The following is an 18,362-nucleotide window of genomic DNA, read 5'->3' on the forward strand; positions in this document are numbered from 1 at the left end:
GTTATTGCAGGCGGGCGCGGGACAGGGTCCAGCTCTGCCAGCGGTGGTCGGTGGTGCGGGCGCGGACGGGATCGAGTAGCTGCGAGCGCAGCGGTTCGGGCAGGCGGTCGGCGGCGGGGGCGATATCGGCCGACAGTTGGGACAGGTAGCCGGTGTCGAGGGATTTACCGGCTTGCCAGCGGTCGATATTGCGGTCGGCGACCAGGCGTTCGGGGTCGGTTGCGGCGAGGAGCAGCAGGGTCAGGGCGGCCGCGCCGACGGCGGCGCGGGGCAGCCAGGCGCGGCGCAGGCGGATCAGGGCGGCCAGGATCATCAGATACAGCAGGGCGATCCAGATCTCGCAGGTCGAGACGAGCAGGCGCAGGACGGTGAATCCGTAGGCCTGCTGGTAGGTCCACATGCGCGAGAGGGCGGAGGCGACGATGACCAGCGTCAGCGCGCCGAGCACGGCCGGTAGTGTTCGCAGCCACAGGGTTTGGGCGGGGGTGTCGGTGGCGGCCCAGCGCAGGACCGCGGCGATGACGGCGAGGGTGAGAATGCTGACGACCGACAGTTGCCAGAAGCCGCTGCGCGCGTATTCGGCGTAGGTGAGTCCGGCGGTGCGTTGGACGTAGTCGTCGCCGCCGAACAGGGCGGTGAGTTGGACGGTGACGAAGATCGCGAACAGGATGGTCAGCGCGCCGACGGGCAGCGCCCATTCCATGGTGCGCCAATGCATTCCGCCGGTGGCGCGGCGCGCGTCGGCGGGCATGGGCGGCCCGGCGAGCAGGTAGAGCGAGCCGCCGGTGAGGGCGGCGGTGATCGCGCCGACGATGATCCACCGCACGGCCGTCACGCCGTCGATTTGCGGGATGACCGAACGCAGAATGCCCGCGAACATCGCGTCCGCCCCGGCCAGCAGCGGAACGAAGATCAGCAGCAGTACGGCGGTCACGATGAGCGAGATCGCGATTCGGGTCTGTGCGGCGGTGGCGCCGGTGGTGCGTCGCCGCACTCCGCGGGTCAGCCACGGCGGCATGGCCAGGGTCGACAGCGGGACGGCGAAGATGTCGAACCAGATGCCCGAGACCGATCGCCTGCCCACCAGGGTCAGGGAGAAGGTGGCGGCCGCGGCGAACAGACAGCAGGTGAACAGCCACCCCGAGGCCCGAATCACGCCGACCGACAGCAGGGCCAGGGTCAGCGCGGCCCACCACCAGCGCGCGCGATACGGGTGGCGCGGGGCGGAATCGGCGGAGACGTCCGCGAGCGCGGCGATATCGCCCGGCGCGGGGTGGCGGGCCGGGGCGCTCGCGGCCGAAGAAACATCGAGCGCGGCAGCGGTGCTCGGCGCACGACTGTCGGCCGCGCCCGCCTCAGGCAAGGCAGCGGTATCGGATGCGGGATTGCCGATCGATGCGGCGTCGTGCCTGGCGGCAGAGTCGGATTCAGGCTTATCGGCCGACATGGAGTCGCCCGCCGACGCGGCCTCGGGTGCCGCGACGACGTGGCTCCGCAGGGAATTGTCGGCCGACGAGACCGGGGCTGCGGCAGCGGTTTCCGCCGCGGAATCGGCCGAGGCGGCCTTGGGCGCGGTGTCTGTGGTGGCGGGCGTGGGATCGGTGGCGCGGTCGCGGCGGGCTGTGCGGTCTACCGCGATCAGGGTGGTGGTCGCGGTGGCGGCGGCGAGGAACCAGCCGATGCCGGGGCTGTCGAGGGGGATGAATGCGGCTCCCGCGACGGCGCTGATCGTCATGGCCGACAGCACGCCGCGGGGGAAGCTGACTCGGGTCCAGCGGGGTGGGATCCTCGGCCGGATCGGTGGATTCGGCATCACGGGCGCTCGAGGCGCGAGGTCGGTGGGGGCGGCGGCGACCGTGTCGGGTGACCGCCAGGCGGAGCCGTTGCCCGGTGCGGGCGCGGATTCTGTGGGTGCGTTGGCCGGTTGCGGTGCGGTGGGGTCGGACGAGGGCGGGTTCGTCACGGGTGCGGGCGTGGATGATTCGATGTCGCCTTGCTGGGCGGGTTCGGCCGTTTGCTCGGCGTCCGAGGTCGGGTCGGGTTCGGTGGGCATCGGTGTGGACTCCTGAGGATGTGCGGATTCGACCCGGGACCGACAGTAGCGGTCCCCGGTTGCGGGAGAATGGGATTCAGTCGGGCAGGGTGACGCGGATTCGGGAGCCGGGGGTGGTGACGGCGATGACGCCGCCGTGCAGGTCGACGATCCAGCGGGCGATGGCCAGGCCCAGGCCGGTGCCGCCGCCGTCGGCGCGGCCGCCGCGGGTGAAGCGTTCGAAGACGCGGTCGCGTTCGTCGGGCGGGATGCCGGGGCCTTGGTCGTGGACCTCGAGGATGGTGCGGCCGGGTGCGCGTTCGGCGCTGAGGGTGACCGTGCCGCCGGTGGGTCCGTGGCGGGCGGCGTTGTCGAGCAGGTTCAGCAGCACCTGATGCAGTCGCGCGCGGTCGCCGTGCACAATCAGCCCGGGGCGCAGATCGGTGGCGAAGGCGATGCCGCGGCCCAGGGCGGCGGTGGTGACCTCGGCCTCGGCGACGACATCGGCGACCAGGTCGGCGACCGGGATCGGTTCGCGGTCCAGTACGACCGCTCCCGCCTGGATGCTGGACAACTCCAGCAGTTCCGACACCAGCAGACCCAGCCGTTCGGTCTGAGCGAGTGCGGTGCGCAGGGTCGCCGGATCCGGCCGTGACACCCCGTCGACGAGATTTTCCAACAGCCCGGTCAGCGCGGTGATGGGCGTGCGCAGCTCATGGGAGACATTGGCGATGAAATCGCGGCGCTGCTGTTCGGCGGCGGCCAGATCCGCGGCCATCCGGTTGAACGCCTGCGCGAGCCGTCCCACCTCGTCGCGGGAACTCGCGCGCACCCGCAGCGAATAGTCGCCGTGGGCCATGCGCTGGGCCGCGGCGGTCATCTCCCGCAGCGGACTGGTGATGCCGTGGGCGAGGAACTGCGAGGTGATCAACGCGATCAGCAGCGCGGCGATCGTGGTGCGCGGCGGCAGCCAACCGATTTGCAGCCGGAAGAAACCGAACGCCAGCCCGCCCGAACACACCATCAGGATGGCCAGTTTCAATTTGATCGAGCGCACCGGATCCAGCGGCCGCGGCAGGCGCAGGGACATGGCGGGATTCATCGCACCTCCAACGCGTAGCCGACACCGTGCACGGTGCGGATCAGGTCCGCGCCGAGTTTGCGGCGCAGCGCCTTGATATGACTGTCGACCGCGCGCGTGCCCGAGGCATCCGACCACCCCCACACCTGCTCGAGCAGTCGTTCACGCGGATGTACCGCACGCGGGCGCCGCGCCAGGTATACCAGCAGATCGAATTCCAATGGCGTGAGCTGGGTTTCGGTATCGGCCCGCCACACCCGGCGCTGCTCGACATCGATGCGCAACTCCCCCGCCACCACGGTGGCGGCCGGTTCACTGCTGCGCTCGACGCGGCGCAGCAGCGCGTGCACGCGGGCGGTGAGCACCCGCATCGAGAACGGTTTGGTCAGATAGTCGTCCGCGCCCACCCCGAGACCGATGAGCATATCGGTCTCATCGGCGCGGGCGGTGAGCATCAGCACCGGCACCGGACGCTGGGCCTGCACCCGCCGGCACACCTCGAGGCCGTCGAAGCCCGGCAGCATCACATCGAGCACGATCAGATCGGGCTGCTCGGTCTCCGCGGCGGCGACCGCGGCCGGGCCGTCGCAGGCGACGGTGACGGCGAAGCCCTCCGCGCGCAGCCGCGCGGCCACCGATTCGGCGATCGTGGGTTCGTCCTCGACGACCAGGATGCGCCGCGCCCGCGTCGGCTGCTGCATCGGTTCCATGCCCACTGACCTTAGGCAACAGCGGTGGAGATGGTTCGCGACAGTTGTGGAGATCCTGTGTGGTCGCTCGGGATGCGAAGTGTGACCGGGCGTGAATACGATTATCCGGCCGGAGCAGAACCCGAGGAGGCGCAGTGCTGCGGGATGAGCATGGATCCCTGTCGTTCACCCGTTTCGTGGCGCTGGGCGACAGCCAGACCGAGGGCATCGGCGATCCCGACGGTATCGGCGGATATCTGGGCTGGGCCGATCGGTTCGCCACGCTGCTGGCCGCGGTCGATCCGCGCCTGGGCTACGCCAATCTCGCGATCCGGGGCCGGTTGGCCGGGCAGATCCGCGACGAGCAATTGGCGCCCGCGCTCGCGCTGGCCCCGGATCTGGCGGCCGTGGTGGCGGGTATGAACGATCTGATCCGTCCGCGCTTCGATCCGGAGGCCGTACTGTCCGAGATCGACACCATGATCGCCGCGCTGACCGCGGCCGGGGCGCGGGTCATCACCTTCACCTTCCCCGATATCGGCGGTATCGCGCCGTTTCTGCGGCCGATCGCCGCGCGGGTGCGGGTGATGAACGACCGGATCCGGGAGCTGGCGCAGCGGCCCGGTGTGGTGCTGGTGGATTTCGAACCGGTGCGCGCGGCCGTGGATCGGCGGGTGTGGGCCGAGGATCGGCTGCATCTCAATCCGCTCGGCCACGATCTGGTGGCCCGCGCGGTCGCCGAGGCGCTGGGGCTGCCCGGCGCCGACGGCGCCTGGCGCGCACCGATGCCGCCGGATCCGCGCGGTTTCGGTGAGGCGTTCGTCGGCGAGTTGCGCTGGGCCGGACTGCATATGGCGCCGTGGGTGGCGCGGCGGCTGCGCGGCATCTCGCGCGGGGACGGGGTCACCGCGAAGCGGCCGCAGCTGATTCCGGTGCTGTCGGTGGCGGACTGATCCGAGACCGCGCAAACCTGGTCATTTGCCCGAATTATGCGGTCAGTACGATGGGCCGGTGCGATCAACGGCGGATTCCGCGGCGCGGCTGCGCGGGGCATCCGTCGGGGCTGCGTCGGGGGCGGTGGCGGTGGCCGCGCACGGCCTCGGCGGCGGATCGATCGCGATCGGTTCCACCGCGCTGACGCTGCTGCTGTTCGCGTGCACGCTGACCGGGGTGGTGGTCGCGGCCGTACCGGGCGGGGTGGCGCGGCTGCTGGCGTCGCTGGCGGCGGGGCAGGTGATCGCGCATGCGGCGCTGTCCGCGCCGGGGGCCCATCATCATCCGGCGGTGACGAATTCGGCCATGCTGGCCGCGCATGTGGTCGCGATCGCGGCGGGGGCGTTGCTGATCCGCGGGGCCGAGCTCGCGCTCGGGCGGGTGCTCGCGCGGGTGCGGTGGGTCGTGGTCGCGCTGGCGGGATGGTTCGAGACCGGCCCGCGCGTCGGCATGAGCTGCGTGGTCGCAGTGAGTGCTATCGCGCATCGGATGCATCGGTCGGATGCGCGGCGACGTGGGCCGCCGGGAGCGGTGGTGCGTCCTCGGGTGAATTCGGTTCCGGCGTAGAAGCATCCATGTAGGCCAGGCCAGCGGCATACCGTGCCCTGCCAGTCGATGCTCGGCGTGTATTCGGTCGCGCCCTCGTGCACGGCTGACGATGAGCAGCTCGATCGCTCGCGGCATGAGCGAGTGGTCCGATCCGGCGAACGTGTCCCAGCGCACTCGACACCGCTGCCGATCCGGTTCGACGCGCGGCCGCACGCTCTCGCCACGAGCGCCCGCGGTACAGCGTCGCCGCCGTCCCTGGTGAGCGGCCTCGTCCAGCGGCGGCACCAACCCGCCTGTCCCCCACTTCCATTCGACAAGGAGCTCCTCATGCCCTCCCCGACCACCCGCGCGGCCGCCCTGCTCGCCGCCGCGATCGTGCCCCTGCTCGTCGCCGGATGCTCCTCCGGTTCAGGCACCGACAACCGCGCGCAGGCCGACGCGGTCACCGTCACCGACCAGTGGGTCAAGGCCGCCGATACCGGCATGTCCGCCGCCTTCGCCCGCTTCACCAACGACAGTGACCGCGAGGTCCGGCTCGTCGACGCCACCGGTCCCGCCGCAGCGCGCATGGAGATCCACGAAACCGTCGACGCCAACGGCTCGAAAACCATGCGGCCCAAGGCCGGTGGGCTGGCGATTCCCGCCCATGGCAGCGTCACTCTGAGCCCCGGCGGCGACCATCTGATGTTCCTGGATCTGAAAGCGCCCCTGCGCACCGGATCTCAGACCCCGATCACGGTGAAATACGCCGACGGCTCGGCCGCCACCTTCACCGCCCAGGTGCGTGACTTCGCCGGGAACAAGGAGAGCTACACCCCCGCCGACTCCTCCGCCCACGGTGGCTGAGCGCGGACTGTCGCGGCGGCGGCTGCTCGGCGGCGGCGCGGTCGCCGCCGGAGCCGCCGGGGCGGCCGCAATCGCCTGGGGCGCGGACCGACTCACCACCGACGCCCCGCGACCCCGGACCGAACCGTTCCACGGCCCACATCAGGCCGGTATCGCCACCCCGGCCCAGCAGCACGCCGCCTTCGTCGCGTTCGACCTCGAACCTGGCGTCGAACGCGCCGACATCATCGGCGTGCTGAAGATCTGGACCGGCGACGCCGCGCGCCTGACCCAGGGTCACCCCGCCCTCGCCGACACCGAACCCGAACTCGCCACCCAACCCGCCCGACTCACCGTGACCGTCGGATTCGGGCCGCGCCTGTTCACCGTCGCGGGCCTGGAATCCGCGCGCCCGCCATGGCTTTCCCCGCTGCCCGCGTTCACCATCGACCGACTCGATCCGGCCTACTGCGACGGGGATCTGCTGCTGCAGGTGTGCGCGGACGAGGCGACCACCGTCGCCCACGCGGTGCGCGCGCTGTGCCGCAGTGTCGCCTCGCTGGTGTCGGTGCGGTGGGTGCAGCGCGGATTCCGCAACGCACCCGATGGGCAGACCATGCGCAATCTCATGGGCCAGGTCGACGGCACGGTCAACCTCACCCCCGGCACCGCCGCCTTCGACCGCCTCGTCTGGGACGACGGCCGCACCCACCCGTGGCTGGCGGGCGGCACCGCCCTGGTGTTGCGGCGCATAGCGATGCACCTGGACACCTGGGACGAACTCGACCCCGACGGCCGTGAACTCACCGTCGGCCGCCGCATCACCACCGGCGCACCGCTGTCGGGTATCCACGAGTTCGACGAACCCGATTTCACCGCCACCGACGCCCACGGCATCCCCCTCATCCCCCCGTCCTCCCACATCGCCCGCGCCCACCACACCAGCGACACCGACCGCTTTTTGCGCCGCGGCTACAACTACGACGACGCCCCCGCCCCGGGCGCCACCTCCAACTCGGGCCTGCTGTTCACCGCCTACCAACGCGATATCGAGACCCAATACCTGCCCGTCCAACGTCGCCTCGCCGAATTCGACGCGCTCAACACCTGGACCACCCCCATCGGCTCGGCGGTCTTCGCCCTGCCGCCCGGCGTCCCCGATACCGACGGCTATCTGGGTCAGACCCTGTTCGAAAGCTGAACCGCGCACGGCATATCCGGCAAATACGCATCAACCGCATGTTCGCCGCATATGCCGCGCCTTCGACACGGTCGAGGTCTCGGCGGATCACCTTGTCCCGTCGAATCCCATTCACCGCGAAGCGGTTCGGAATCGCGAACGATACGCCGACGGCGTCACACCGAGATGCCGAAGAAACACCCGTCGCAGCGATTCGTCGCTGCCCAGACCCGAGCGCGACGCCGCGGCGGTGACGCTGTCACCGGATTCGAGCATGGCCTGGGCGGCCTCGAGGCGGGCGGACTCCACGAAAAGCGCCGGGGTGGTGCCCAATTCGTCACGGAACAGCCGCGTCAGATGACGGCCGCTCAGATGCGCGCGCGCGGCCAGGGCGGTCAGGCTGTGATCGGCGGCCGGATCGGCCAGCACCGCGTCGGTCACCGCGCGCAACACCGCACGACGCGGGCGCAGCGTGCGCGAGGCCACCGAGAACTGGGATTGCCCGCCCGGCCGCTGCAGGAACACCACCAGATCGCGCGCCACCTCGCGCGCCAGCTCGGCCCCGCAATCCTCCTCCACCAGAGCCAACGCCAGATCCAGACCCGCGCTCACCCCCGCCGAGGTCGTCACCGCGCCGTCGCGGACATAGATCGCGTCCGGTTCGACCGTCACCTTCGGATGCGCCCGCGCCAACCGCCCGGTGTGCCGCCAATGCGTGGTCGCGCGCCGCCCGTCCAGCATGCCCGCACGCGCCAGCACGAACGCCCCCGTGCACACCGACGCCACCCGCCGCGCGCCGCGCGAGAGCTCCGGCAGCGTCTCGAGCAACACCGACGGCGGTGGGGCATACGGCAATTCCGGAGCCCCGGGCACGATCACGGTGTGCGGGCGGTCGAGCTCGCCGTAGGAGCACCCCACCGTCAAACCGGTCGCCGAGGCCGTGGTCACCGGCGCGCCGTCGGGTGAGCACAGTGTCACCGTGTAGCGCGCGCCGAGCGTGACCGCCGTGGTGAACACCTCGAGCACCGCGGTGGTATCCAGCAACCGCACCCCGTCGAAGGCCAGGACGGCCACATCTCTGCTCGCCATACCCGCAACGCTAACAACCCGTATGTCGCGATGTGTGGGATATATGGCCGAAACGACATGGGCGGCGTAGCGGTGCGCGCGGGCATGCTCGACGACATGCACGACACCGACTCTCCCCGCCCGCCCCTGCCACCGTTCACCGACGAAGCCGACGCCCGCCGCAAGGTGCAGCAGGCCGAGGACGCCTGGAACACCCGCGACCCGCAGCGGGTCGCGCTGGCCTACACCCCGGATTCGGTGTGGCGCAACCGCGGCGAATTCGTCACCGGCCGCGCCGAGATCGTCGAATTCCTCACCCGCAAATGGGAGCGCGAACTGGACTACGCGCTCCGCAAGGAACTGTGGGGCTTCCGCGGCAACCGCATGGCCGTGCGCTTCCAATACGAATGGCGCGACCACGAAGGCTCGTGGTGGCGCAGCTACGGCAACGAACTGTGGGAATTCGACGACGCGGGCCTGATGCGTCGCCGCGAGGCCAGCATCAACGACCGTCCCATCACCGCCGCCGAGCGTCGCATCCACGGCGCCCGCCCGCCCCACGAGTCCGACCGACCGCTACCGATCGACTGACCGACTCACTTCCACAGCACCGCGACGAACACATTGGCGACGGCCAGGATCCCCGCGGCATGGGTCATCCACGCCAGCTGGCGACCCCGCTTGGCATCGGCGCGCCCCACCTCGGCGAACCCCGCCACCGCGACCGCGATCACCAGCTTCACCACGATCTTGGCCATCACCAGATGTTTGTCCAGCGACCCGATCGACTCCGCCATCCCCACCAACACCAGCCCGGTGACGATCTGCGCCCGCGCACCCCACACCATCACCTCGTTGACCACCGGCTGCCCCACGGCGTACCCGCCGATCACCGCGGCCAGCCCGAGCAGATGAGCCACGACCACCAGGTTGTAGACGACTGTCATGGCACAGAGCCTAATTGATCAACGACGGAATGTAGTAGAAACACGCGAACCTCACCGCCACCCGGCAGCTGCCACGAATGCTCCGCCGGTATCGGTGCGGCCTGCGATAATCGTTGCGGGGGAAGGGATCCGATCAACGAAAGCAGTTCCGATGGCCAACGATCCAGCCGCCGACGAGAACGACCAGGTCACCGAGGTCGAACCTGAACCAGACGCTCAGCAACCCCAGCAGCGCGTTGCACCCCCGCGCGTAGGCGCGGTTCCTGACTCCGTGGTGTTCATACAGCCGCCTCCTGTCACCTAGGGCGCGTGCCCCGAATGCCATCCGCTTTCGTGAACAGTTCGTCCGGCCGGCGATTTCGGCGCAGCGATCATCGGCGGTAAGCCCACCCTGTGCGCATGCGGCGCCGTCACCCGCTGACGAGACGTTCGACGAAATCGAGCGGCCCTACGCCGCGAGGACTACCCGAGGGGTCGAAAATCGGCCCGTCGGTACCTCCTGAGCGCGATGTCGGCGACGGCAGGGCCGGGCGAGGATGGCCGCGTCGGATACCGAGACGGCGTGAAGGAGCGGTTGTGACGCAAGCGAAATCGGGGGTCTACATCGGGGCCACGGCCACGGAGCTGCGCGACAAGGGCGGGGCGGACAAGGCCGCGGGGGTGGTCAGTCAGAAAGCGCTGTTTCATCGTCGCGGGGATATCGCGTTCGACGGCGACGCCCTGCGGCTGTCGGGATGGAACGACACGGGCGGTCTGGTGTTGCGGCGCGACGAGATCTCCTCGGTGGAGCGGAAATATAGCGCGCTGTACGGGCGATTCATCGGCGGCCTGCTCGATTCGGGCAAGCCGCTGATCCTCGGCACCCCGATCGGTGAGATCTACCTGCTCATCGATCGCAAGGAGTTCATGGAGACCACACGCAACAAGGAGTGGGCCGCGGTCCTCGCCGACTGGTTGGGCTGATCCGGTCACGCACCGGGGCGAAACCCTCGTGCCGCCGGGTCGTGGGGGCCCGGCGGATCGAAATGCGTGGGCGCGGGCGGTGATCCGGTGACGGCGCGGATCACCTCGACCGCGATGTCGACGAGTTTGACATTGCGGTGTTGCGAAATTGTGCTCAGCACGGAGAAGGCGTGGTCTCGGCCGCATCGCCGCTGTGCCATGACCATTCCCAGCGCCTGATCGATCACCGACCGCGACGCCAGCGCCGACTGGAGTTGCACGGTCAGTTCGGTCTGATGCGCGGTATGGAGGGCCGCCGACAACAGCATTCCCGTATGTAGCCCGGCGAGCGCGATCGTCTCCCGCGCGTGCGTGTCGAACCCGTCGGCGCTTTCCGAGTACAAGCTCAGCGCACCGATCGGGTCGTCGCCGGTGAGCAGCGGCTCGAAATGAATCGACCGTACGCCGTGGGCGAGCATCCGCGCCGGATACTCACCCCATCGCCGTTCGGTGCGAACATCGCGAACCGTCACCGACCGGGCCGTCAGAAGTGTTTCCCCGCCGGGGCCCAGCCTCGCCGTGCGCTCGATCTCACCGCTCAGCATGGTGTGCGCATCGGCCGAGGTGACAGTCACCGTCGCCGCGCCCCGATCGAGTGTCACCCCGACCGTCGGTCGCCCCGTCAGCATCCGCGAGGTGATGACGGCGATATCCCGCAGGGAGTTCTCGACATCACAGGTCGGCAGCACCACCGCCGTCAACTGGGCAAACCCGACCGCCAACTCGTCCGGCCGGGAACCGTCCTTCGACATCAGCAACCGCCCCTTGCTGAAATTTCCTCCCGCGCACCGGGTAACAGCCTCGTCCTTCGCGAAGGAGGGCTACAGGCCTTTGTAGCATTCGCGACCCGCGCGCGTCACGATTCGGCGGAAACAACCGTTTACAGCCGAAAGCGCCGAAACCCCGGCGGCACTGTTGTTTTCGTCGACAGCGCGGGTCTCGCCGCAGCCGAAATCGAACAAATGTGACACAATCGGGAGGGAAGCCGGTGTCAGTCCCGAAGTGCGGCTCCCGGACAGTGCCCGCGGTCGACGCGCCTGCCAGGAGAGCTCGGGAATCGCCATGCGTAAGAAAGATCTTGCCGGAACCCCCGCCCGTAAAGCGACCGCCAGCGGTCCCGACGGTCACTGCGTGGCCGTCGCCGTCCTCGACGACGGAACGATCGCGGTGCTCGATACCGACGACGACAACGGTCCGGTCCTACAATTCGCCGGGGGTGAGTGGGACAGCTTCCTCGACAGCGTCCGTCGCGACCGGCTCCACGCGCCCGGCACGACTGATCTGTTCGACGAAATCTCCTCCCGCCTCGGACGCATCGCGCGCGATCTGCGCGACGCCGAAGCGGTCGAGCGGATCGCGCGACTCGACCACGAGCGCCGGACCCCGCCCCACACACCCGGCGATCTCGCCGCGCGCATCGACGCGGGCCTGACCGCGATCGAACATGTGCTCACCCGACTCGAAGACCGGATCTCTCGAGGAGACGGCCGTTGCAACGGCGCGGCCGCACCCTGATATCGAGTAATTGCCCCAAATTAACCAACGGTCACCGATTCACGCGCCGACTCACCGGAAGTTTCGGCGGGGCGGCGCGCATCTCCGGTCGCGGCGAATTCCGTGACGCGGTAACGGTATTCACTTGTTCGATATGCGATAAGATGAGTGCAGCGCAATCTCCATCGCCTGTGAACGCGTAGATCCGTTCAGCCTGGGCCGGGCCCGCGACAGTCCGGCCCAGACATTCGGCATCACCTCCGTGACTCGTCAGCGATGTCGCTCGAGCCGCCCGATGGCCACAAGCGACATCAATACCTCGCACCCGGCTGAGCGCCGATGGTCGTCGTTGTGAAGGTCGGGGCCGGTTTGGGATAACAGGACACCGGAACATCCAATGGGCCGAACGGTCCTTGCACATTGCTGGTGAGCGTCAAACCCGGACTGCTGTAGCTCGTTCCGGACAGCGTGGTGGTGATCGAGCCCGACGCTCCGGCCGTCACATTGATCGTCTCCGCAGGTAGCGTGAAGTTCGAGCCACCGGCGATCGGGCCGGGGACGTTCAATGCGATCGTGCCGCCGGAGGCGGTCACGGTCCCGGCGACCGTACCGCCCGACAGCGTGACGGAGGTGACGGAGGAATTCGTCGGATCCGGCATCACCAGCTTCAGATTGCGAATGTTGTTGACGGTGAAGCCATTCGAACTGGCCGGTACCGTCTGCTGAGTCGAGGCCAATGTGATCGTCACCGCGGAACCCGGCGCGGCCGAACCGGGTGCGTCACCCACCACCTGCATGGTCATGGTCGTCTTCTGCGATATACCGAAAACGGTGCCCTGACAGAGAAAGTTGACGGTGGTCGTGCCCTGCGGAACAGCACCGGCCGGCGCCGCCGGACACCAAGTCGCCGCCAATGCGATCGGAGCGGCGGCAGCGAGCCAAGCAAACAGGGAAATGGTCGGCTTCATAGGAATCTCCAAAGATATCGACGAAAAGTGGCGGCGCAGTTGCTGACCCAGCATCGCCGTCACCGAAACCGGACCTAAAATGTAACCTGTTCCTGTTGGTCGGGTGCCCAATTTTGCTACCCCCTATTTGGCGCACCCGCGCCAATCCGCTCAGCGGTCCACATAGCCGGGCGGAAGATCATCGCGCGCACCGGGCGCACCGTCGGCGGCACCCGCCGATGCGCCCGGCTCCCGCGTGGCCTCGAGCCCCTCGGCCACACGCACCCCGGTCCCGGGCCGCTCGGCCAGTTCATTCAGCACCCCCACCGTAGCGCCGCTCCACGCCGCGATCCGCTCGCGCGGCTCCTGCACCCCGGGCCCTCGACCCCAAATCGCCCCCGCCACCGCCGAAGTGGTGTCCTCGGGCCGCTCCCTGGTCCAGATACGCACGCCCACACCGGCTTCGGCCAGAGACACCGCCGTGGTCAGCCCGATCACACCGGCCCCGACAATCAGTACATCGTCGATGGTGCTCACCTCACTTGTCGTCGAGATTACCCACCCCGACAACACAGTTCGGCGTTACCCCTGCACCAGCAGATCCAGCGTCCGCTGCAATCGCGCGCGCTGTGCCGCCGTCGCGCCCGTTCGGCCGAACGCGTACATGAACGCCCAATGACAGTTGCTCCCATACTCCGTGGGGTGCAGGCCGAGACGTCCGGCCAGGCTCTGGCCGAGACGCATTGCCGCGGGGGCTATTCCGACCGCGCCGAGCACCGCGCCGGTCACACCGCCGCCGAACGCGGAGCCGGTCGCGAATCCGACCGCGGTCGAACCTCCCTCCACGATTGCCGCCCCGACCTTGTTCGGATCGATGGACAGCAGAGCTCGTCGACGTCGAACGTACTGCTCGCGGCTCTGGCGTTCGGCGTCGAACTCCTCGTGCATGCGCAGAATCAGCTCGCCGGTGAGTGATGCCGCGGTTTCCGAAGGGTCGGATGGGCCGAAGCGCCGACGGTCGCGCTCGAGCTGCCCGCAGATCTGCGCCATCCACGTCGCCAGGGTGGCCTGTTCCCTACTGAACATGAACTTCGTCAAACCGCGTCGCCAACGGCCGAATTCGAGGAACTGCAGGATTCGCAGCACCTCCGAGGTGAGCTCGGCGAGCTGGAACTGGGTCAGCAGCGGTGTCTGCGGGAAGTCGGGGAACCGGACCGGCGAATCGCGTCGGACGTCCTCGAGCAGTTGGCTGAATCCGCTCTCGCGAGGCGTGAGCAGAAACGGGGTCCGCGTCCTGGAGTCCGCCAGCGCCGCGTCGTGGTTGTAGCTGTCGCGGATGACCTTCAGAACGAAGGCCCGAGGGTTCTCGGCCGCCTTGGCCTTTTCGACCACACCGGCCGGAAAGTGCGATATCGCATCCTCGCTGGTGAGCGGACGGTAGATCCGCTCGAACAGTTCGGGCCGACGCTCGAGATACTCCGGGGCCCAGCGATCGCCCCCTTCGTCATCGGCATAGCTCACCCGGCGCCGATCGTCATCCTCCGATTCGTCCTCGCGCGCGAAACCCGCGATGACATCGTCGATCCCCGGCGTCCAGCCCGCATATTCCCACCCCGACCCGAGACGACCCGCCGGACCCTCCAACCACTTTCGCCGCCCGAGTATCCGAACGGTTCCGCGCTCGACCAGCTCCAGGAACTCGTTGCGTGTCAGACGGCAATGCGGCGAGTCGATCAGCATGCTCGACGGCCCCCACAGCACCAGCGGCGCGCTCGTCGCCACCATCTGATGCAACTTCTCGAAACCCTCGAGCCCGTATTCGTTGATATGACAGAAGGTCCGAAAAGGCCCGCCCCCGTCGGTCACGGCCCGACCACCACCCGCGGAATCGCGTCGCGCGCAACCGGGTCCGTCTCGTGCCGATCGTAGGGCGCGTCGCTCGCCGCGAAGATCCACAGCGCCGCCGCGCCGTCGTTGCGCACCGCGTGCGACCATCCCCGCGGCGGCGCCACCGCGACCGCGCCCGCCTCGAAACACCTCGTGCGCACCGGCGTACCCGCACCGGTGTCCCAGTGCAGCGACCAACGGTCGGTCGCGACGACCGCGATGATCTCCCGCCGCCTGCCGTGCCAGTGATTGCCGCGGATCTTACCGGGTCTGATCTCACCGATGTGTACATCGCGGATCGCACCGATCCGCGAGAGCTGTTCATCGAGAATCGAATAGCTCCAACCGCGGTCATCGGTGGACACATCCAGCGCCACCACATACATTTCGGGCTCGCTCACCGGTCCGCACCGGCCCTCGCGGGCGCGGGCACATCATTGCTGCGGTACAGCTCGCCGAGTTCTCTCACAATGACCGAGACCTCCTTGGCGGCCTCGGCCTCCTCGAGCAGCACCACATGATCCAGGCGCACCCGCAACGCCTCGGCCGCGCCGGACATGCGCAGATGGAATCGCCACCGCTCACCGAAGTTCAACGTGCGCTCGGCCCCGATGACGAAGGCCGTGATGCCCGCGAGAACCCTTGGCGCCCAAGATATATCGCCCGGCCATGGCGCGGCCGCGGCTATGCTGGCGGCGAGGGCGATCAGCGTGCCGCCATTGAACAGAAACGAGTCGAGTTTGGCGTTGTGCGCGCCCTTGAATTCCTGGATCGCTGCTTTGATCGCGTCGATATCGCCTGCCACGGCGGATTCCCATCAGTCTCTGGTGCGTTGTCGGATATGTCGTTGTGGCGGTGGCGGCGCTTCGCGCGGTGACCGCGTCGCCAGATCCCCGAGAATGGCCGCGGTGAAGCGGCCGACCGCGGCCTCTCGCCAGTGGTCATGGTGGTCGATCTCGAAATCCTGCCGATGGGTCCACGGCCGATCGTGCGGTGCGCCGTGCAGACCCACCGCCTCGCCATGCGAGATGAACGGTGTGGTCAGCCGGGAACCGATGCCGAAAACCCGCTGCAGCACCGGGTCTCGCGGGCTATAGCCGACCCCCTCGCGCTCGGCCAGCGGGATGTCGAAGGGACCGGAATCAGCCAGATCGGCGACTCCGACCGCCGCGCCCGCCAGGCCCAAGCCGTCCAGAATCGTCGCCGACCGAAACCGATACGCCGCCTCGAGCACCACCAGCGCACCCAGCGAATGCCCGATCAGCACACAGCGCTGATTCGGCCGCCGCCGCAGATAGTCGCCGAGTTTTCGCCCGCACTGCCGGGCGAGCGGCACGATCATCGGATAGGTGACCCGCGACAGCGACCGGCTCCGATACAGATCGCTGGGCCACAGAAACGGTCCGCGCTGAACCTGCGATTTCGCGCCGAGATATCCGGCCAGTGCGGCCCACTGCGCCAGCGCGCGACGCCGATTCACATTGAACCCGTGCACGAACAGAAATATCGGCCGACCGCAATCGGGTCGCAGTTCCTCCAGAATCGCCTCGCGCCGTCCACCGCCGCGATCGGCGGCCCGCAGGCTCAGCAGCACGTCGTAGCTCATCTCAATACGCGGCCCCGCGCCGCACGATGCGCACCAGATCGCTGCACAACCACGCGATCGGCCCGCCGATGACCAGTCCACTGATCGTGCCCACCGCGCTGGCGACCGCGGAATCGGTTCCCAGCGAGGTTCCCGCCGCCGCGAGCAGACCCGCCAGGGTGGCCGCCAACGCCTGAATCAACAGCTGCCAACGGTTTTCGAGCAGTATTTGAAACGCGTCGATCCGACGTTCGATATGTTCGGTCAATCCCGCGGCGAGCTCATCCGAGGACGCGAGTTCGGCGCGCTCGACCAGTTCGCCTTTCACGTAATCAGCCGGGTACAGCGCGGGCACCAGTCGCGGATCGCCGATCACCGCGAAAGTCAGCGCATGCCGCAGTTTGTCGGGCACCCGCGGATCCGGTACGAACACCGCGAGATAACGCAGCGAATCGGCGAGTTGGCCGGCGAGCTGTCGAGAAGTAGCCGCATAACTGATATCCGACGGTCCACCGCCGGGCCTGTCCCGCAGCGTGGTTCCCTTACCGCGCTCCATCAGATGCCGGGTCACCGCCTCGTTGAGCGCGTTGATATCGACGCCGAAGAATCCGTCGACGAGCAGCCGCTGAAATATTTCGCGCAGCGGGGTCTGCCGTTTCACGAACTCCACGGCCAGAAACGCGACGATCCCGGCCGCCCCGGTCAGCAGCAACAACTGCCCCAGAGCGGCCGAAATGCTTGCGCCCCCGGCCCTTCCGACCGATTTTCCGAGCCATACCCGCAACGCCCACACACCGAAACCGATGACGGTCGCCGTCGACAGCGCGAGGACCGCCGGGGGCGCCAGCAGCGGAATCAATCGAGGCGGGTGCGGCACTGGGGAAATCGCCGCGATCCGCTCACCGGCGCGCGCGAGATTACGGCCGAGGATCATCAGTGACCAGGTCGTCACAATGGTGGTCAGGGCCACGACAATCCAGCCCCAGCGCTCCATCCGACCTCCACTACGCGGCGGCGATGCGGTGATCGAATGTCCGCATCCCAGTGAAAACCTAGGCCACGCATGCTTGCACCGCAATCCTTTTCAGGATTGCGGTATGGACAAATCTTCCCTCGATTTCGTCCGACTGGTCGGAACATCCATTCGGAGTAATTCCGTCGAAATCCGCGAAATACGACAGTCGCTCAGGACGGTGTGGCGGCGAACGATTCCACGCGCGCCAATGTCCGTGCGCTGCCGTCGACTTCGAGTTGTATGTGCAGGCCGCGCTCGCCCCGCCAGGCGCGGATGAGCACCTCGTCGCCCGCCAGCACCGGGCCGACGTGTTCGACGATCACCCGATACGGCATCGCCCGCTGTTCGGGGAACCGGCCGAGCGCCTCCTCCACCGCCTCCCAGTGCACCGCGTTGTTGACGTGCCCGTAATGGTCGACATCGGTGACGCGCAACGGGAACGGCCACACCTGGGCGTCGACGGCCGCGCCCTCGACCAGCGCGGCCTTCCAGCGCAGGCGGTGCTCGGTGGTCGCGGCGAGCATCGGCGCCATGAACCGGTCGCTCATCCGCGCCGGACGGCCGCCCTCGATGTCGACGTGGATCAGGAACATCTCCGCATCGATCAGGCCGCCGTTCTCGCCCGCGACCTGAATGCGCATATTGCACCACCGGTTCGACAGCGCCTGCGGCCACCGCCGCAGATGCGCCTGGTCACCGAATTCGATCGGCGCCGACACATCGATCACGGTGCGGCGAACGATCCAGCCCCGATGCCGATCGCCCTCCTCGACCACCTTCAGATGGTCGTATCCGATGTCCTGCAGATACCGCGCCGCCGAATCCAGCCGTAGCCGCCCCGCACCGTCGGTGTCTCCCAATCGCACCGGCCACTGCTCGTGGAACGCCCGACTCAGGTCCAGGCACGGCGGCAGCGGAAACGCGATGTCGGCCAACCGATCGACGGTGGCGGCGCTCATGAACTCTCCTCTCGCAGGTCACGCGTGAGCGTACCGACCGGACCGCACAACCGCCCCTTCGACACGGACCCGCGCGCTCGGATCGAGTCGTTCACCGACCGGCCCCGCG

The 18,362-nt window shown here is 68.5% G+C and carries 21 protein-coding genes; 7 read left to right on the forward strand and 14 right to left on the reverse strand.

The features are described 5' to 3' along the window. Position 1 precedes the first annotated feature (1 nt). The 3 genes from NP4_RS29145 to NP4_RS29160 form a co-directional block, all read right to left on the reverse strand. A complete protein-coding gene (locus tag NP4_RS29145; protein WP_245998369.1) occupies positions 2 to 2,053 on the reverse strand; it encodes a DUF4153 domain-containing protein in 2,052 nt (683 codons plus the stop codon). A 76-nt stretch (positions 2,054 to 2,129) separates the two neighbouring features. Beyond that, entirely contained in the window at positions 2,130 to 3,134 is a 1,005-nt protein-coding gene (locus tag NP4_RS29155; protein WP_068004788.1) for a HAMP domain-containing sensor histidine kinase, read from the reverse strand. Next, on the reverse strand, positions 3,131 to 3,823 hold the full coding sequence (locus NP4_RS29160; protein ID WP_281277683.1) for a response regulator: 693 nt from the start codon (positions 3,821 to 3,823) through the stop codon (positions 3,131 to 3,133). The genes NP4_RS29155 and NP4_RS29160 overlap by 4 nt, the downstream gene beginning before the upstream one ends. 134 nt (positions 3,824 to 3,957) lie before the next feature. On the opposite strand from NP4_RS29160, the gene NP4_RS29165 reads away from it, so the two are divergent. From NP4_RS29165 to NP4_RS29180, 4 genes are all read left to right on the forward strand, one after another. Further along, positions 3,958 to 4,755, forward strand: coding sequence for an SGNH/GDSL hydrolase family protein (locus tag NP4_RS29165; protein ID WP_245998367.1), 798 nt, complete (start codon positions 3,958 to 3,960; stop codon positions 4,753 to 4,755). Positions 4,756 to 4,813: 58 nt separating this feature from the next. Beyond that, complete coding sequence (locus NP4_RS29170; protein ID WP_147288054.1) at positions 4,814 to 5,362, forward strand: hypothetical protein; 549 nt, start codon at positions 4,814 to 4,816, stop codon at positions 5,360 to 5,362. Between the two features lie 309 nt (positions 5,363 to 5,671). After that, positions 5,672 to 6,190 (forward strand): copper chaperone PCu(A)C, encoded by a 519-nt coding sequence (locus NP4_RS29175; RefSeq protein ID WP_068004794.1) that lies wholly within the window; start codon positions 5,672 to 5,674, stop codon positions 6,188 to 6,190. Continuing rightward, positions 6,183 to 7,370 carry a Dyp-type peroxidase gene (locus tag NP4_RS29180; protein WP_068004797.1) on the forward strand — a complete coding sequence of 396 codons (1,188 nt, stop codon included), beginning with the start codon at positions 6,183 to 6,185 and terminating at the stop codon, positions 7,368 to 7,370. The genes NP4_RS29175 and NP4_RS29180 overlap by 8 nt, the downstream gene beginning before the upstream one ends. Before the next feature lie 111 nt (positions 7,371 to 7,481). On the opposite strand, the gene NP4_RS29185 is transcribed toward NP4_RS29180, so the two are convergent. Continuing rightward, positions 7,482 to 8,438 (reverse strand): GlxA family transcriptional regulator, encoded by a 957-nt coding sequence (locus tag NP4_RS29185; RefSeq protein WP_068004800.1) that lies wholly within the window; start codon positions 8,436 to 8,438, stop codon positions 7,482 to 7,484. Positions 8,439 to 8,534: 96 nt separating this feature from the next. Between NP4_RS29185 and NP4_RS29190 the strand changes: the two genes are divergently transcribed. Then, positions 8,535 to 9,008, forward strand: a complete 474-nt coding sequence (locus tag NP4_RS29190; RefSeq protein ID WP_068004871.1) for a nuclear transport factor 2 family protein — start codon at positions 8,535 to 8,537, stop codon at positions 9,006 to 9,008. Positions 9,009 to 9,013: 5 nt separating this feature from the next. Here the strand turns inward: NP4_RS29190 and NP4_RS29195 are convergent, their stop codons facing one another. Then, on the reverse strand, positions 9,014 to 9,364 hold the full coding sequence (locus tag NP4_RS29195) for a hypothetical protein (RefSeq protein ID WP_068004803.1): 351 nt from the start codon (positions 9,362 to 9,364) through the stop codon (positions 9,014 to 9,016). Positions 9,365 to 9,940: 576 nt separating this feature from the next. On the opposite strand from NP4_RS29195, the gene NP4_RS29205 reads away from it, so the two are divergent. Further along, positions 9,941 to 10,327, forward strand: coding sequence for a hypothetical protein (locus NP4_RS29205; protein WP_068004808.1), 387 nt, complete (start codon positions 9,941 to 9,943; stop codon positions 10,325 to 10,327). Between the two features lie 5 nt (positions 10,328 to 10,332). On the opposite strand, the gene NP4_RS29210 is transcribed toward NP4_RS29205, so the two are convergent. Further along, positions 10,333 to 11,118, reverse strand: coding sequence for a GAF and ANTAR domain-containing protein (locus tag NP4_RS29210; RefSeq protein ID WP_068004811.1), 786 nt, complete (start codon positions 11,116 to 11,118; stop codon positions 10,333 to 10,335). A 310-nt stretch (positions 11,119 to 11,428) separates the two neighbouring features. On the opposite strand from NP4_RS29210, the gene NP4_RS29215 reads away from it, so the two are divergent. Beyond that, entirely contained in the window at positions 11,429 to 11,881 is a 453-nt protein-coding gene (locus NP4_RS29215; RefSeq protein ID WP_082876314.1) for a DUF397 domain-containing protein, read from the forward strand. 290 nt (positions 11,882 to 12,171) lie between these two features. On the opposite strand, the gene NP4_RS42835 is transcribed toward NP4_RS29215, so the two are convergent. The 8 genes from NP4_RS42835 to NP4_RS29255 all read right to left on the reverse strand — a co-directional run bounded on the left by NP4_RS42835 (position 12,172) and on the right by NP4_RS29255 (position 18,253). Beyond that, on the reverse strand, positions 12,172 to 12,891 hold the full coding sequence (locus NP4_RS42835; protein WP_147288053.1) for a hypothetical protein: 720 nt from the start codon (positions 12,889 to 12,891) through the stop codon (positions 12,172 to 12,174). A gap of 87 nt (positions 12,892 to 12,978) precedes the next feature. Beyond that, positions 12,979 to 13,344, reverse strand: a complete 366-nt coding sequence (locus tag NP4_RS29225; RefSeq protein ID WP_068004821.1) for an FAD-dependent oxidoreductase — start codon at positions 13,342 to 13,344, stop codon at positions 12,979 to 12,981. Between the two features lie 45 nt (positions 13,345 to 13,389). After that, entirely contained in the window at positions 13,390 to 14,673 is a 1,284-nt protein-coding gene (locus tag NP4_RS29230) for a hypothetical protein (RefSeq protein WP_068004825.1), read from the reverse strand. Continuing rightward, on the reverse strand, positions 14,670 to 15,095 hold the full coding sequence (locus NP4_RS29235; protein WP_147288052.1) for a polysaccharide biosynthesis C-terminal domain-containing protein: 426 nt from the start codon (positions 15,093 to 15,095) through the stop codon (positions 14,670 to 14,672). Before NP4_RS29235 ends, NP4_RS29230 begins: the two co-directional genes overlap by 4 nt. Continuing rightward, a complete protein-coding gene (locus NP4_RS29240; RefSeq protein ID WP_068004830.1) occupies positions 15,092 to 15,499 on the reverse strand; it encodes a hypothetical protein in 408 nt (135 codons plus the stop codon). Before NP4_RS29240 ends, NP4_RS29235 begins: the two co-directional genes overlap by 4 nt. A 12-nt stretch (positions 15,500 to 15,511) precedes the next feature. Beyond that, positions 15,512 to 16,300 (reverse strand): alpha/beta hydrolase, encoded by a 789-nt coding sequence (locus NP4_RS29245; RefSeq protein WP_068004832.1) that lies wholly within the window; start codon positions 16,298 to 16,300, stop codon positions 15,512 to 15,514. Between the two features lies 1 nt (position 16,301). Further along, positions 16,302 to 17,273, reverse strand: a complete 972-nt coding sequence (locus NP4_RS29250) for a hypothetical protein (RefSeq protein WP_068004836.1) — start codon at positions 17,271 to 17,273, stop codon at positions 16,302 to 16,304. Positions 17,274 to 17,464: 191 nt separating this feature from the next. After that, positions 17,465 to 18,253, reverse strand: a complete 789-nt coding sequence (locus tag NP4_RS29255; RefSeq protein ID WP_082876316.1) for an acyl-[acyl-carrier-protein] thioesterase — start codon at positions 18,251 to 18,253, stop codon at positions 17,465 to 17,467. Positions 18,254 to 18,362: the final 109 nt, after the last annotated feature.

It is taken from the genome of Nocardia pseudobrasiliensis NBRC 108224 (genome assembly GCF_001613105.1).
Classification (GTDB): Bacteria; Actinomycetota; Actinomycetes; order Mycobacteriales; family Mycobacteriaceae; genus Nocardia; species Nocardia pseudobrasiliensis.